The sequence below is a fragment of the Falsibacillus pallidus genome (assembly GCF_050990905.1).
Classification (GTDB): Bacteria; Bacillota; Bacilli; order Bacillales; family DSM-25281; genus Falsibacillus; species Falsibacillus pallidus_A.
In genome coordinates this window covers 1,868,100-1,879,920 of the sequence record NZ_CP158866.1, presented here as the reverse complement: position 1 = coordinate 1,879,920, position 11,821 = coordinate 1,868,100, and the positions used below count along the sequence as shown (strand labels likewise).

Genomic DNA, 11,821 nt, shown 5'->3' with positions numbered 1-11,821 from the left:
GAAGGAAAATATAGGGTACATGAGAATAGTTAATACATACAATTAAAAATATTTTGAGTAGGAGTGTACCTAGTATGAACGCAACATTTCAAAATTGCGCGAACATCTCTCAATTTATTATTGAAAACAGAGATAAATTCCAAGAAAAACTTTTATCTGAAGCGGTCAATGTTGCTTCCAAAATCAATGAAATCCTCTTAAAAGGAAATATTGATCTCTTAAAAAATGCTGAAACTCTTGCATTGCATGTCATCGAGGAAAGAGACGCTGAATTGACAGCGTTTGCACGCCAGGAAGGAGTAGCATGGGCTCAGCACAACCTGACACTTGCGTTCAAACTAGAATGGGTGCAGGCAATTCGAAGGACGCTTTGGGATTTTAATTATAAATGGGAGAAATTGAACAATATCGTCCCTTCCCAAGAAGATTTCTATGAACTTGAGAAAAAAATAAATGACGGGATCGATGATTTCCTTAATGGTTTTTTCCTCAATTATTCTACCTATAAAGATGAAATGATCAACGAACAAAGAAAGCTTGTAGAACATCTGTCTGTTCCGATCATTCCTGTTGGTCCAACGGTTGCGGTACTTCCTTTGATTGGCTCCATCGACACTTACCGTATGCAGACAATCGAAGAAAAAGCATTAATGGACATTGCTGCACAGCAGGTACAGACATTGGTGATCGATCTTTCAGGGGTAGCCGATATGGAATTGGATGTCATGGACCATTTCCAAAAAGTGCTGACCGGGGTCAATATGATGGGATGCAAGGCCATCATTACGGGTATGCGCCCTGATCTTACAAGAAGGATGGTCCATGCAGGCATTACGTTCGATAAAAAAGCTGAAACAAAAGGTACACTTCAAGAAACACTGCGATTATATCTTTCATAAATTTATTCCTGATGAAAAAATCCTTCCCCGTATTAAACGGCGAAGGATTTTTATTTATACCCCTTTAATTCGTTCCGGCAGATTGACAATGGAGGCAACGATCGCATCCAGCTTCGTCTCAATCCGATAAAGCAGATACACCGTGACCGCAATGGGGAATCCAACCTCACTGATAAATGGGATGAACTGGTCCACCCTTTCCCCCTCCTCTCCTATTAATTAAGGGCCTGTCCAATAGAACAGGCCCCATTGATTACTCAATCGTGTAGTCCGTGACATTTCGCTCAACTACTCGGGCACCCTTAATGCCTGAATAAGATGATCCTGCATTTGTGAAGAACACATCTGCTGCAATGATAGCCTCCATCGAAGCTTTAACCTGCGCTGTGTCCACAGGCTCGATTGGATTGTCAATCGAAAGCTTCGCTGATTTGCCGTCAGCTGTTACAAATTGCAATTCAAGTGATTTTGCCAAGATATTTCACCTCCTCCCTCTTTCATCTAGCTTTCTTGACCGCTATTACGCCTCAATGTCGTAGCTGTCGTCCCTTTCCACCTCTACAAGAGGGGAGCTGCATAGAGCTTTAAGGGCCTGCGCCACTTGATCCAATTGATCCGGAGTGGAATCCGTTTTGATGTTATTGAGGGTCTTGTTCTTGAAAACAGGATCTCCGTTCTCATCCACCCCTGCCTGGAACATCAACTTCAATTTGGAATCTTTCAATAATGCCTGTGCCATGTCGTATCACCTCCTTTCACCCTCTATATACAGATGAGAATGAAAAAAGGACACCCCTAAAATAAAAAAATCCACTGTCCTCGACAGTGGATGTAGATTTTAATGCTATTCTTGCCTATCCCCGGCAACAATCTTCATCAAATACTTTTCGTTTTCGGACGATACATTCTCTGACAGCCTGGCACCTGCTATGATGGGCGCCCATTCCATGATTTCCGTTTTGTTCAACCCGCTTTTTTCACAATAAATGCGCAGATAGTTTTCCGCTAATTCACTGGATACTTCGGAGTACAAAAGGTATGAACGATATACATCTGCCCGGATATCCCCGGAGCTTGCATCCACCCAGTCAAGTATAGTGAAATTTTCATCTGATTGAACTAAATTGTAGAGATGAAAGTCTCCATGGCAAATCCTTGGTTCATACACCATGGTGCTTAACTTCTGGATGAGCCCTTCTTTTTGCGTTTCTGTTAAAATAGATGCATTTTTTAATTGACGTCTCAGTTTTTCGGGCATATCTACAAGTTCATTCGTTTCTTTCTTATGCATGTTCATTTGAAGATCAACAGATACTGAGAGATAGTATTCAGTCTTCTCTATATTTTTTTGGAGGAGATCCCCTAGCGTCTCCCCTTTCACATACTCCATGATAAGCACTTGCCTGCCATTGACCTTTGAGACTTCCAACACTTTTGGAACAGGAAGTCCGCTCGAGTAGGCAGCCAGTTGTTTCTTGGCTTCATTCCCTGCCTCAGATTCAGGCAAATGCTCTTTATAAAGTTTTACAATTTTGTTTTCCCATAAGAAGATGTCTGCTGTATTTCCATGTGCAATAGGTGTTCCTAAAACAATTTCATTCAATCTCTTTGTCATTTAACGATTCCTAGCACAAATCCATCGTAGCCTTTGCTTCCGACGGTTTGAATCGCTGTAGAATCAATACGGGGATTTCCTGAAAGAAGATCGATGAACGATTGAACACCTATAATGACTGCATCTTCTGTGTCTTCATCCACTACTTTTCCATTTCTCACCACATTATCTCCGATGATGACCGTACCTGGCTTGCTTAATTTCAATGCCCATTCCAAATAATGTGGATTGTTCGGTTTATCGGCGTCAATAAAGATAAAATCAAAATCTGTTTCCCCGCGTTCTTCTAAAACCGGAAGAGAATCCAATGCAGCTCCTATGATAATTTCAACCTTTTCAGAAAGTCCAGCCTTCTCAATATTTGTTCTAGCCACATCTGCATGTTTTTCGGCGTATTCCAAGGTAATCAATTGACCGTCCTCAGGCAGTGCGCACGCCATCCAAATAGTGCTGTAGCCTCCAAGTGTACCGATTTCCAATATCTTTTTGGCCCCTTTCATCTGCACCAAGAGTTTCAGAAGCTTTCCTTGATTCGGTGACACATCGATGGATGGCAGTCCCGCTTCTTCGTTTGCTTTCAGCACTTCATCCATGATGGAATGGGGTGCATGTAATTTCTTAGTAAAATACTCATCTACTTTTTTCCATGTTTCTGTGCTCATATTGATTCTCCAATCTAATCTATTTGGTTATTTCTTATATTTTCGACATTTTTTTCATCCAATCCTGCATTTGGTTAAATTTGTAATGCGCTATCAAAGAATATGAAACTAAAAGCTAAAAAATTCGTACAAATATATAGACGCATTTTTTTAAAAGAACTAATTGGAGGTGTATTAAATGAATAAGTATTTTTCTCCAACTGAAAGTATTTCTGCCCTATTATTTAATATGATTTTCCTTTTTTTCGCCTTTTCATTTAGGGATTATTCCTATATGATTCTTTTCATCGCAATACTTATCATTATTATCTACATGAGTATCAAGATGATGCTAAACGCTTCTTTTCGAAAAACGAGATCTGCAGGAATCTACTTGGCTATTTTTATAGGCTTGCTGGTTTATGCAGGAATAAATGCAATCCACTAACAGGAGGAACCGATGAAAACGATAAAAATTTACCGCTATGATGCTTTTACTAGCGAGCCTTACAAGGGCAATGCAGCAGGTGTTGTGATCGATGCAGCCCATTTATCTCATCAGGAAATGCAAGACATTGCTTTTCAAGCTGGCTACAGCGAAACGGTTTTTGTTTTAAAATCGAACAAAGCAGATCTTCAACTGCGCTACTTCACTCCCGGAAAAGAAGTAAATCTATGCGGACATGCCACTATTGCCGCTGTTCTTGCGCTGAAAGAACAAGGAACGTTAGGTAAAGAAGACTTTCTCACTATTGAAACAAAGGCAGGCGTGCTTCCCATCCGAATCGAAAAAACCCCTGATGGCCTATTCATCGAGATGAAGCAAGCAACTCCTAAATTCAAAGAATTTACTGGGGATCGGACTGCGCTGGCCGCATCAATGGGAGTGAAGATAGAGGATTTTGACACCTCTCTTCCTATAATGTTTGGAAATACAGGCTCCTGGACCCTTCTTGTCCCGATGCTTGGATTAATGCCCTTTGAAAAAATGGAGCCAAAGAATGAGGATTTCCCTGGTATCTTCCAACAAATACCTGAATCGTCCCTGCATCCTTTTTGCTTAGAGACAACCGACCCGAAATGCCACATGCACTCCAGGCATTTTTCTTCTCCTTTAACAGGGATTAAAGAGGATCCTATAACTGGAACCGCTTCTGCCGTAATGGGTGCATATTATGCTAAATACATAGCGGAAGATCCTGTTTTTCCCATGCAGCTTCAATTAGAACAGGGACAGGAAATGGGGAAAGATGGCCGTGTTGCTGTAAGAATGGACAGACAAGGAGATTTGATTGAGGTCTCCATTTCAGGAACTGCAGTATTCACAGAGGAGTTTGAAGTTAATATACGTTAGTAATAAAATAAGCTAACTGTTGATATTGCTAACGGTTCGATTTTTATTATTTTGATCAAGAGTGAGTGTTCCTATAGGTTATCAATGAGTTTAACACTATGTGGAAACCTCTCCTTTAGAAGTAATCATTTTATCAATGAAATGGAAGGGGTTATTGAATGCAGAACCGATTAAATGAAAAAATTCAAAGGACTCTATTTGAAAAATGTTTTGATTTACTGTCGGTTATTGCGGTAATAGTCATTTTAATATTCATTTATTTGAAGTGGTCGACAATACCAAGCCAAATCCCAATGAAGTATGACTCAGATGGTGGTATATCTCAATGGGGAAGTAAAAAAAGCATTTTGGGTCTTCCTGTCTTAGGAATATTAGCTTGGATTGTTTTTAGTTTCTTCGAAAGGTTTCCTCAAAATATCAACTTGCGAATGTTCAGAAGTGACGATATGGATAAAGAAACAAAATACAATAGAATTATCGTGAATGCAATTAAAAATGTAATAGTAATCTGTCTTATATTAACCAATTGGAAAATAATCAGGTCTATTCTATAATCCTGTTAATTTTAAACAACCATGAATTTACTTATCAATATAAAGAAACCAATTAAACCAGATTTTCACTAAAAAAAACCTTCTATATACTTTAATATAGCCTAAATAAGCCTAACACCCTAAGCGTTAGGCTTGCTCTTTTTTTACAACTTCCATTCCATCCGTACATCCGGCAGGTTTTCTTCATTCTCATGCCCTCTTGCTGTGATTTCAAATCCATTTCGAGAATAAAACTTCTGGGCTTTCTCATTGATTTCAAATGTATAGAGGGAAAGGCACCCGGATGACTTTTCCTTTGCTCTACTCAATAACACCTTTCCAATCCCTTTTCCTTGATAATCGTTATGGACGTAGAGCTGGCTGATTTCATTTTCGTTATAAGCCATGATTCCCACTACCTGTTCATTAAGCAAGACAATATCAATCTCGAACTCTTTCGGGAGGATTTCATTTAAGAAATACAAATGACTTTCAAAACTATGAATTTCCTTCTGGCCAATGGCTGCTTCCTTGCTGTCCCGCCACATTTGAACGGTCTGATCAGCATATTTTTGCTCAAATGGAACAACTCGATATGTATCTTGCATCTCTTCATTCATTGCTTCACCCACTTATACATCAAAATATCGTCTACATACTCGTCCTCACCAAATTTGAATTCCCTGACTTTTCGTCCCTCTTCCAGGAATCCCAGTTTTTTATAAAGTGCGATAGCCCGTTCATTGATTGAAAATACGCCTAAACAAACCTTTTCTATATTTGGATTTTTTTCTGCCCAATCGAGCAGCTCTTGCAAAAGCATCCTCCCAATACCATGCCCCCGATGTTCAGGGCTAAGGAATAATCCAAAATCACCTTTATGGGCAACTCTTTCTTTAGAAGAATTGGCTTGAAAAACAATGCATCCTGCCACTTCCCCATTCTTTTCAGCAACCAGGAGCATGTCCCGTTCATTTTGAAGAATTCCTTCAATCCACTCCTTTTGTTGGTCCACTGTTTTTGAAAATTCATGCGGTAATGCGATTAAATACTTTCTTTCAGAAACTACTGTTTTTTGTATGGATAACAGAATTTGTGCATCATTTACAGTGCCTTTACGAATAAATACTGACATACTAGTCACCATAATCCTTTTTAAGTATTTTTAAATACATCTTCCAATTGAAAGAAATTATCAGTAAGCCACAACATCTCTTCCGCAAATCTTATTGGCGGTCCTTTATGGTCAGCCATATCTTCAGTAATCCACCACGTGCTTTCCATCAGCCACAAAAGTTTTAAAGACTGAACCATTTTCTTTTCATCCATAGGACAATGGATATTGTAGCCTTCCATAAATGCACGTACTCGCTTCACGTCCAGGCGGCCATTGTCTAGAGCTCCAGATATGACCGCCCTCGCTGCATCCAACTGAGGATAGTCATATTTCATCCTGTCAAAGTCCAAAATAGCGCAAAGTTTCTTGTCGTCAAATAAGAGATTATCCATCCAGAGATCGCGATGTGACCAGCCTGTCTCCCCCAATACAAATTCATTCCAATCTATTGAACTTGTAACAGAATGCAGCTTTTTGAAGATAGCATTCTGTTGATCATTTCTCGCTGTTTCTGCTGTATGCTGCAGTGTTCTCCAGTGCTTCAATCGGTCATCTTTATCAGGCATTATAAATTGAGGGGTTTTTCGCAGACCTTGTTCATTTAACAAATGATGCATGAAACCGGCTGTCTTTCCAAGCTCAAACATCTGCGCTTCATTTGTTTTTCCTGGAGGGACAATTTCTCCATCACAGTAATCCATGAGTAAAAATAGTTCGCTTTTTTTGGAAGTCAGGAAATACCGCCCTTCATAGGAGTGAAGCTTTGGGCACGGCAGTCCACTATCATACAGTTTCATTTGTAATTGAAAAGCTTCCAGCAGTGCCTTTTGATCATAGAGCTGCAGCCTTTTTTGGTTATATTGCTTTAATAGGTAGGCGCCGGAATCTGTCGTCAATTTCCATTTTAGATTAAGGTAGCCTATCTTAATCGGTGATGCATCAAGTACTTTCAACCTAAAATAGCGCTCACATGCTTGCAGCAAGTCACTTAATATCGCATCTTCCGTCATGCTTGTTTTTTCGCCTAGGAGTGTCATGAATTCAACTCTTTCCGCAGTGCTTCAATTGCCTCAATCACCACTTTTTGATTTTCCACTGTATTCATATGATTCCGTGCATGAAGCAAAACAGGCCGGACGGATTCAACAGACCTGCCAAAGTCACCCATCCAGTCATAGCGCGGCACCATCCATATGTGAAAATGATGGGTGGTGTCTTCATTGTAAAAATAATAGACATGCTCGATTCTCAAGACACTGCGCTGAGCTTCTCTTATCCTGGTCATTATATCTATGTATTCGTATCTTTCTTCTTTCGTCAATTCATCAAGGCATTTTATATGTCGTTTGGAAGCCAGGATGACCAAACCTTTGATTGGGTAGGCAACATCCTGATGTGCATGGAAATGATCTGTTTCAAGGATTACTCCCCCAACAGGGTCAATCATGCGGCTTGTCAGTGCGCAGCTCAAACATTCCACCTCTACCGTCTGTCCATCTGCCAATGTTATCTTTCTCATAGATGATCCTCTTTTCTTGAAACATTCACTAATTCTATATAAAGCTATATTCTCTAAGAAAATCCAAATCACCTTCCCAATTTTGCGCAAAAAAAATAGGCCGCTATGTGCCCTTTCGATTAAAAAATTTTCACTTTTCGCATGGCTTTTGTGATTTCACTTCTCCATTTCTCAACTTTCCCCATTGCAAATCGATGGATTTCCCCTTTTTTCGTTTGGACTATCAATCCTTTTGACAGCAGAGGAATTCCTAAAAATCGGTTTTTCATTGGATAAAGCCCATGGATGTCCCTGATGCCGATCATGATTTCTTCCATTTCCTGATCCCGGTAGACGAGAGAAGTACTGGTTAAAAATAATTGCCCGCATTTCAAAGCTTCTTTTTCCAATCGGCTTGCCGCACCTTCATAGATCGCTTCATTGACTTCCATCCGCTCCACTCCTTTTCAGAACTTTCCATCAATATACCCAATTCCTTTTCCTTTCACACTTCATTTAGAAAGGAACTTTCACAAATTTGTTGGCTTTGGTGGTATTACCACGTTCGCTTTTGCAGCCAATTTAGCGCATTCAGCTAGAAAAGAAGTATAATTCATACATTTTTTTACACCCTATAAATGTGATTGACAAAAGTTGAAAGAAGGTTATATTGTGCATATCGCCATTCTCCTTTGGTTATCCATCCAAAATATAAGAAAAAAATCATGGCTCATGCTTCCCCAAACGTTTGGAGGGGTACTTTACACTCTATTCTTCAATTTTATTTATTATTATTTATGCCGATACAAGCTTCTTTGGGAATTCAAGTCGAAAATTTTCAAAGTAACTACATTAAGAGCCATTCATTTGTTTCTCATTATGCCTCTCTTTATTCAATCCTTTTTATCAACGTATCCAAAAAGATGGCCGCAAAATTTTTTCTATATCCTTAAATGGGTAGGAACCTCATCTTTAGTTGAAGCCATTGCCCAGCGAAAGGGATATATTAAATTCTGCCACGGCTGGAATGGATTTTGGTCAGGGGCAATTTATTTATGTATGTTCATATTCAGCAGGCTGGTTATGATTCGTCCTTATTTCACTTTATTTCTTTCAAGCATCTTTTCATTTATATTAGTGAAAATCTTCCGAATCCCACTAAAACGGCGCTTTATGAGAAAAAACCTGTGGGAGAGCTTTTTTGGGAAGTGAAGGGAAGCGACACCGAAGTCGACACCGAAGTGACAGGCACTGCCCGGTTTTTGTCGAAATATGTAAAATCTCTTTTGGTTGCTTTCAAGACTTAGGCAATAGAACGTTTTCCTGTCGGGAGGTGCCTGGGCTGGCGCATAAGTAAATGATTTTCGCGCATAAGGGGTTGTCAATGGCGCATAAAAGAAATTTTTGGCGCATAAGACGAGGACTTTCGCGCAAAGGATGTCATAAGTGGTTCATAGAGCTGAGACGGAAGAGAATCTTCCCCCTCTTTGCACTCGAAAACTTGCCTAAGAAGACTATTTCCTTCATTTTCCGTCCAATCTTAAGAATTCTCCTTAACTTACAAGTAAAAAAGCCGCAAAACAGCGGCTTTTTCTGTGTGAATCAATTTTTTGTTTTAGATAGTTCGTTTTCAATTAACTTTTTCATATCTTCATTCCCGACAATTCCACCACTAAATACATTCGATTTTTTCCAGTACACTTGTCTAAAGGTCACTCCGTTATTTAATTCAATGCGTATAAAAACCATATCTCCTTCGTAGGCACCTTCTTCATATAGTTTATGATCGTCTTTATGTTTTAAGGTTCCCCATGTTTTAATAAATTCTTCTTTTATATTTGGAGCAAAGGAATGTGAGATACTTCCGTCATCAGTACTTTCAATGTAAATGTTTTTAACCAGCCCCTCAAGTGGAAGAAACTCTTTAGCAGTTTTCGCCTTCTTATTTTGATCAGCAATATAGACCTTATCTTCGGCTGCAACCGCTAACGTAGTTGGGTATCCTTTTATTTCATAAATTGGAGTACCTTTTTCAAGATAAGCCGCATCTCCGTTTTTGGTTTCATGGTTAGTGCAAGCATTATCAGCCATTTTGTAAGACACTTTGCCAATCTCTTTTCCTTTTTCAATTGTTATCTGTTTATTTTGATCTGCTGGCCCTGGAAAATGATGCTGGTATTTAATATCGTTTACCATTAATACATCAACCCACTCAATTTCAGCATCCGGACAACCTGTGATTTGATTATTACATGAGGCTAAAAATATGGTAAGGACGGCAGCGCCCAACACATATGTTAACGATTTCATATCAACCCTCCCATGATAACTCTATTTATCATTTTTCCAAATTATAACATACACCTTTATATGTGTAACTGACTGCAGCAAAAAAACGCCGCAAAGTGCAGCGCTTTTTTAAGAGATAAATAGTTATTAGTAAAACCTATTATATATTCACTGCCTGCTGAAGTATTTTCTCATAAAGTAAATTCCACTCTTTGTAATAATTTTTTACTTCTTCTTCATTGATGAAGATCCGGTCACCAGACTCGAAATTCCCTTCGAAAGGATGTACTTTTTCAATGTTCATACAGTAGAATACCTGATATCCTATTTTGGGATAAGGACTATCTTCATTCCAGAGAGAATTCTCCTCATGATTTACCTCAATGCATCCTCAGGGGGGTAATTTTCCCGACACATACCCTTCTTCATAAGCTTCACGATGAAAACATTCCTGTGGTGTTTCGTTTCCTTCAATATGTCCACCCGGAAAATCCCATCCTCTATGATTCAGGTTCACCAGCAGGACTTTGCCTTCATGAAAGCAGAACCCGTGAACGCTTGTAATAAAATCTCTCGGAGGCAGTGCAGTACCCTGAATCCAAGTAAGCTTCACAACTGCTTCTCCCCAGTTTACATATTGGGTTGTCATTTTGCTTCCCCGCTTTACTATTCTGAATTAGTTAACTATATGTTCACATGAAAATATTCTGTCAATGGAGTCTTGCGTCCATGATCATGCCAACTTTTATACTCACTAAACAGCACTAGTGGATTTTTATCTTTTTGTTTATCCACCAAATCTTTCACCGCCAGGTAGCTTCGCCAATAATCAAACATGATACTAGTCAATGTGCCTTCATAAGCACATTTTCCAAACTCATTTAAAGAATGATTTCCAAACTGGTCCTTAAATGTTTCGACTAATGTATTTTCTATAAACGTAATTTCATTGAATTCTTTTTCCGACAATAATAAGCGTCGAGGCAAGTAAAAACACATGCCTTCCTCAAACCAAATGCTATCTTCCCGTTCATCATCAAATTCATCTAAGAATAGATCTGAGTGATGAGTAAGTTCGTGTGCCAAAATCACGAGTAAATGCTTCTCAGAAAAATTCTCATAAAATCTTTCGATGTCCGGTAAAGTGTTCCCTTCCAACTGCTGCAGGAACAATTTTCTCCAATTGTGCAAGTCTGGAGAGATATAAATAAGATCCTTATTTGTAAAAGCAGGGATTGGAATTGAGGAGAATGTATTAATAGCTAATTCATGACTGGTCCAAACAATGCCTTTTGGAAGGATATTTAATTGATATCTATCTTGTAAATGACACTGATATTCCTTTAAATTAAGACTCATTCTCTGAATAATTGCTTCGTACTTTTCGTAATCCTCTTTATGTTCAAATGCATATATGTTTTTCATTTTAGAATCTCCCAGCTTATACCCTACTGTAGGATAAAATAAATCATTTCCGGATCCCCTTCATCCAGGTTATGGACGATCCCGCTTTGTTTAAAACCGAGCGAGTCAAATACTTTTTGCATAAGAGTGTTGGATTCATTGGTTGATGAAAACACTTTTTCTGTTGGGGACTGCCTGATGAATTCTTTTATCAATCTGCTGGCCAGTCCTTTTCTTCGTGCAGTTGGGGAAACGATGACAAGTGAGATGAAGCTGCACTCAAAGAAATCTGTATGAAATGTCAAGAACCCTTCAATTTTTCCCGAGATTTCTCCAACAAGACACTTTTGTTCCTGTATTGCTGTTTTCAAGATATGTTTTCGACTATCATTTTGTATAACATCGCAATCTATAGCTGCAATATAATCAAGATCATCTATGATTGCCTTTCGAACGGGTATGATGTTCATG

Annotated in this window: 20 protein-coding genes; 5 read left to right on the top strand and 15 right to left on the bottom strand. The window is 38.9% G+C overall.

Going from position 1 to position 11,821, the window contains the following annotated elements; translation table 11 throughout:
• Positions 1-74 precede the first annotated feature (74 nt).
• The gene (locus tag ABTV07_RS09960) at positions 75-899 is read left to right on the top strand and encodes an STAS domain-containing protein (protein ID WP_433750701.1); all 825 of its coding nucleotides are present in this window, start codon (positions 75-77) and stop codon (positions 897-899) included.
• Between the two features lie 54 nt (positions 900-953).
• Here the strand turns inward: ABTV07_RS09960 and ABTV07_RS09955 are convergent, their stop codons facing one another.
• The 5 genes from ABTV07_RS09955 to ABTV07_RS09935 all read right to left on the bottom strand — a co-directional run bounded on the left by ABTV07_RS09955 (position 954) and on the right by ABTV07_RS09935 (position 3,176).
• Entirely contained in the window at positions 954-1,094 is a 141-nt protein-coding gene (locus ABTV07_RS09955; RefSeq protein ID WP_245948374.1) for a YvrJ family protein, read from the bottom strand.
• Positions 1,095-1,152: 58 nt separating this feature from the next.
• Positions 1,153-1,374, bottom strand: a complete 222-nt coding sequence (locus ABTV07_RS09950; RefSeq protein ID WP_433750698.1) for a DUF2922 domain-containing protein — start codon at positions 1,372-1,374, stop codon at positions 1,153-1,155.
• A gap of 45 nt (positions 1,375-1,419) precedes the next feature.
• Positions 1,420-1,638, bottom strand: coding sequence for a DUF1659 domain-containing protein (locus ABTV07_RS09945; protein ID WP_433750695.1), 219 nt, complete (start codon positions 1,636-1,638; stop codon positions 1,420-1,422).
• Between the two features lie 105 nt (positions 1,639-1,743).
• Positions 1,744-2,514, bottom strand: a complete 771-nt coding sequence (locus ABTV07_RS09940; RefSeq protein WP_433750692.1) for a phosphotransferase family protein — start codon at positions 2,512-2,514, stop codon at positions 1,744-1,746.
• Positions 2,511-3,176, bottom strand: coding sequence for an O-methyltransferase (locus tag ABTV07_RS09935; RefSeq protein WP_433750690.1), 666 nt, complete (start codon positions 3,174-3,176; stop codon positions 2,511-2,513). Before ABTV07_RS09935 ends, ABTV07_RS09940 begins: the two co-directional genes overlap by 4 nt.
• Positions 3,177-3,354: 178 nt before the next feature.
• On the opposite strand from ABTV07_RS09935, the gene ABTV07_RS09930 reads away from it, so the two are divergent.
• From ABTV07_RS09930 to ABTV07_RS09920, 3 genes are all read left to right on the top strand, one after another.
• Positions 3,355-3,603: a hypothetical protein gene (locus ABTV07_RS09930; protein ID WP_433750687.1), complete on the top strand. Its 249-nt coding sequence runs from the start codon at positions 3,355-3,357 to the stop codon at positions 3,601-3,603.
• A gap of 12 nt (positions 3,604-3,615) precedes the next feature.
• Positions 3,616-4,509, top strand: a complete 894-nt coding sequence (locus ABTV07_RS09925) for a PhzF family phenazine biosynthesis protein (protein ID WP_433750684.1) — start codon at positions 3,616-3,618, stop codon at positions 4,507-4,509.
• 158 nt (positions 4,510-4,667) lie between these two features.
• Positions 4,668-5,063 carry a DUF1648 domain-containing protein gene (locus ABTV07_RS09920; protein WP_433750681.1) on the top strand — a complete coding sequence of 132 codons (396 nt, stop codon included), beginning with the start codon at positions 4,668-4,670 and terminating at the stop codon, positions 5,061-5,063.
• Positions 5,064-5,206: 143 nt separating this feature from the next.
• Here the strand turns inward: ABTV07_RS09920 and ABTV07_RS09915 are convergent, their stop codons facing one another.
• The 5 genes from ABTV07_RS09915 to ABTV07_RS09895 all read right to left on the bottom strand — a co-directional run bounded on the left by ABTV07_RS09915 (position 5,207) and on the right by ABTV07_RS09895 (position 8,109).
• Positions 5,207-5,662, bottom strand: a complete 456-nt coding sequence (locus ABTV07_RS09915; RefSeq protein ID WP_433750679.1) for a GNAT family N-acetyltransferase — start codon at positions 5,660-5,662, stop codon at positions 5,207-5,209.
• Positions 5,659-6,177 carry an N-acetyltransferase family protein gene (locus ABTV07_RS09910; protein WP_433750676.1) on the bottom strand — a complete coding sequence of 173 codons (519 nt, stop codon included), beginning with the start codon at positions 6,175-6,177 and terminating at the stop codon, positions 5,659-5,661. Before ABTV07_RS09910 ends, ABTV07_RS09915 begins: the two co-directional genes overlap by 4 nt.
• 20 nt (positions 6,178-6,197) lie before the next feature.
• On the bottom strand, positions 6,198-7,196 hold the full coding sequence (locus ABTV07_RS09905) for a phosphotransferase (RefSeq protein ID WP_433750674.1): 999 nt from the start codon (positions 7,194-7,196) through the stop codon (positions 6,198-6,200).
• Positions 7,193-7,678, bottom strand: a complete 486-nt coding sequence (locus ABTV07_RS09900; RefSeq protein WP_433750671.1) for an HIT family protein — start codon at positions 7,676-7,678, stop codon at positions 7,193-7,195. The genes ABTV07_RS09905 and ABTV07_RS09900 overlap by 4 nt, the downstream gene beginning before the upstream one ends.
• A 119-nt stretch (positions 7,679-7,797) precedes the next feature.
• Positions 7,798-8,109 (bottom strand): hypothetical protein, encoded by a 312-nt coding sequence (locus ABTV07_RS09895; protein ID WP_433750669.1) that lies wholly within the window; start codon positions 8,107-8,109, stop codon positions 7,798-7,800.
• Between the two features lie 603 nt (positions 8,110-8,712).
• On the opposite strand from ABTV07_RS09895, the gene ABTV07_RS09890 reads away from it, so the two are divergent.
• On the top strand, positions 8,713-8,964 hold the full coding sequence (locus ABTV07_RS09890; RefSeq protein WP_433750666.1) for a hypothetical protein: 252 nt from the start codon (positions 8,713-8,715) through the stop codon (positions 8,962-8,964).
• A 295-nt stretch (positions 8,965-9,259) separates the two neighbouring features.
• On the opposite strand, the gene ABTV07_RS09885 is transcribed toward ABTV07_RS09890, so the two are convergent.
• From ABTV07_RS09885 to ABTV07_RS09865, 5 genes are all read right to left on the bottom strand, one after another.
• A complete protein-coding gene (locus ABTV07_RS09885) occupies positions 9,260-9,967 on the bottom strand; it encodes a hypothetical protein (RefSeq protein ID WP_433750665.1) in 708 nt (235 codons plus the stop codon).
• Between the two features lie 139 nt (positions 9,968-10,106).
• On the bottom strand, positions 10,107-10,250 hold the full coding sequence (locus tag ABTV07_RS09880) for a hypothetical protein (protein ID WP_433750662.1): 144 nt from the start codon (positions 10,248-10,250) through the stop codon (positions 10,107-10,109).
• A gap of 87 nt (positions 10,251-10,337) precedes the next feature.
• Positions 10,338-10,595, bottom strand: coding sequence for an NUDIX domain-containing protein (locus ABTV07_RS09875; RefSeq protein WP_433750660.1), 258 nt, complete (start codon positions 10,593-10,595; stop codon positions 10,338-10,340).
• A 35-nt stretch (positions 10,596-10,630) separates the two neighbouring features.
• Positions 10,631-11,371: a hypothetical protein gene (locus tag ABTV07_RS09870; protein ID WP_433750657.1), complete on the bottom strand. Its 741-nt coding sequence runs from the start codon at positions 11,369-11,371 to the stop codon at positions 10,631-10,633.
• 23 nt (positions 11,372-11,394) lie between these two features.
• Positions 11,395-11,820: an N-acetyltransferase family protein gene (locus ABTV07_RS09865; RefSeq protein WP_433750655.1), complete on the bottom strand. Its 426-nt coding sequence runs from the start codon at positions 11,818-11,820 to the stop codon at positions 11,395-11,397.
• Position 11,821 lies beyond the last annotated feature (1 nt).

Excerpts from the sequence above, each read along its gene's own strand:
- ABTV07_RS09960 (WP_433750701.1), top strand. The coding sequence starts at position 75 with ATGAACGCAACATTTCAAAATTGCGCGAACATCTCTCAATTTATTATT.
- ABTV07_RS09945 (WP_433750695.1), bottom strand. The coding sequence starts at position 1,638 with ATGGCACAGGCATTATTGAAAGATTCCAAATTGAAGTTGATGTTCCAG.
- ABTV07_RS09940 (WP_433750692.1), bottom strand. The coding sequence starts at position 2,514 with ATGACAAAGAGATTGAATGAAATTGTTTTAGGAACACCTATTGCACAT.
- ABTV07_RS09935 (WP_433750690.1), bottom strand. The coding sequence starts at position 3,176 with ATGAGCACAGAAACATGGAAAAAAGTAGATGAGTATTTTACTAAGAAA.
- ABTV07_RS09930 (WP_433750687.1), top strand. The coding sequence starts at position 3,355 with ATGAATAAGTATTTTTCTCCAACTGAAAGTATTTCTGCCCTATTATTT.
- ABTV07_RS09925 (WP_433750684.1), top strand. The coding sequence starts at position 3,616 with ATGAAAACGATAAAAATTTACCGCTATGATGCTTTTACTAGCGAGCCT.
- ABTV07_RS09920 (WP_433750681.1), top strand. The coding sequence starts at position 4,668 with ATGCAGAACCGATTAAATGAAAAAATTCAAAGGACTCTATTTGAAAAA.
- ABTV07_RS09915 (WP_433750679.1), bottom strand. The coding sequence starts at position 5,662 with ATGAATGAAGAGATGCAAGATACATATCGAGTTGTTCCATTTGAGCAA.
- ABTV07_RS09910 (WP_433750676.1), bottom strand. The coding sequence starts at position 6,177 with ATGTCAGTATTTATTCGTAAAGGCACTGTAAATGATGCACAAATTCTG.
- ABTV07_RS09905 (WP_433750674.1), bottom strand. The coding sequence starts at position 7,196 with ATGACACTCCTAGGCGAAAAAACAAGCATGACGGAAGATGCGATATTA.
- ABTV07_RS09900 (WP_433750671.1), bottom strand. The coding sequence starts at position 7,678 with ATGAGAAAGATAACATTGGCAGATGGACAGACGGTAGAGGTGGAATGT.
- ABTV07_RS09895 (WP_433750669.1), bottom strand. The coding sequence starts at position 8,109 with ATGGAAGTCAATGAAGCGATCTATGAAGGTGCGGCAAGCCGATTGGAA.
- ABTV07_RS09890 (WP_433750666.1), top strand. The coding sequence starts at position 8,713 with ATGTATGTTCATATTCAGCAGGCTGGTTATGATTCGTCCTTATTTCAC.
- ABTV07_RS09885 (WP_433750665.1), bottom strand. The coding sequence starts at position 9,967 with ATGAAATCGTTAACATATGTGTTGGGCGCTGCCGTCCTTACCATATTT.
- ABTV07_RS09880 (WP_433750662.1), bottom strand. The coding sequence starts at position 10,250 with ATGAACATTGAAAAAGTACATCCTTTCGAAGGGAATTTCGAGTCTGGT.
- ABTV07_RS09875 (WP_433750660.1), bottom strand. The coding sequence starts at position 10,595 with ATGACAACCCAATATGTAAACTGGGGAGAAGCAGTTGTGAAGCTTACT.
- ABTV07_RS09870 (WP_433750657.1), bottom strand. The coding sequence starts at position 11,371 with ATGAAAAACATATATGCATTTGAACATAAAGAGGATTACGAAAAGTAC.
- ABTV07_RS09865 (WP_433750655.1), bottom strand. The coding sequence starts at position 11,820 with ATGAACATCATACCCGTTCGAAAGGCAATCATAGATGATCTTGATTAT.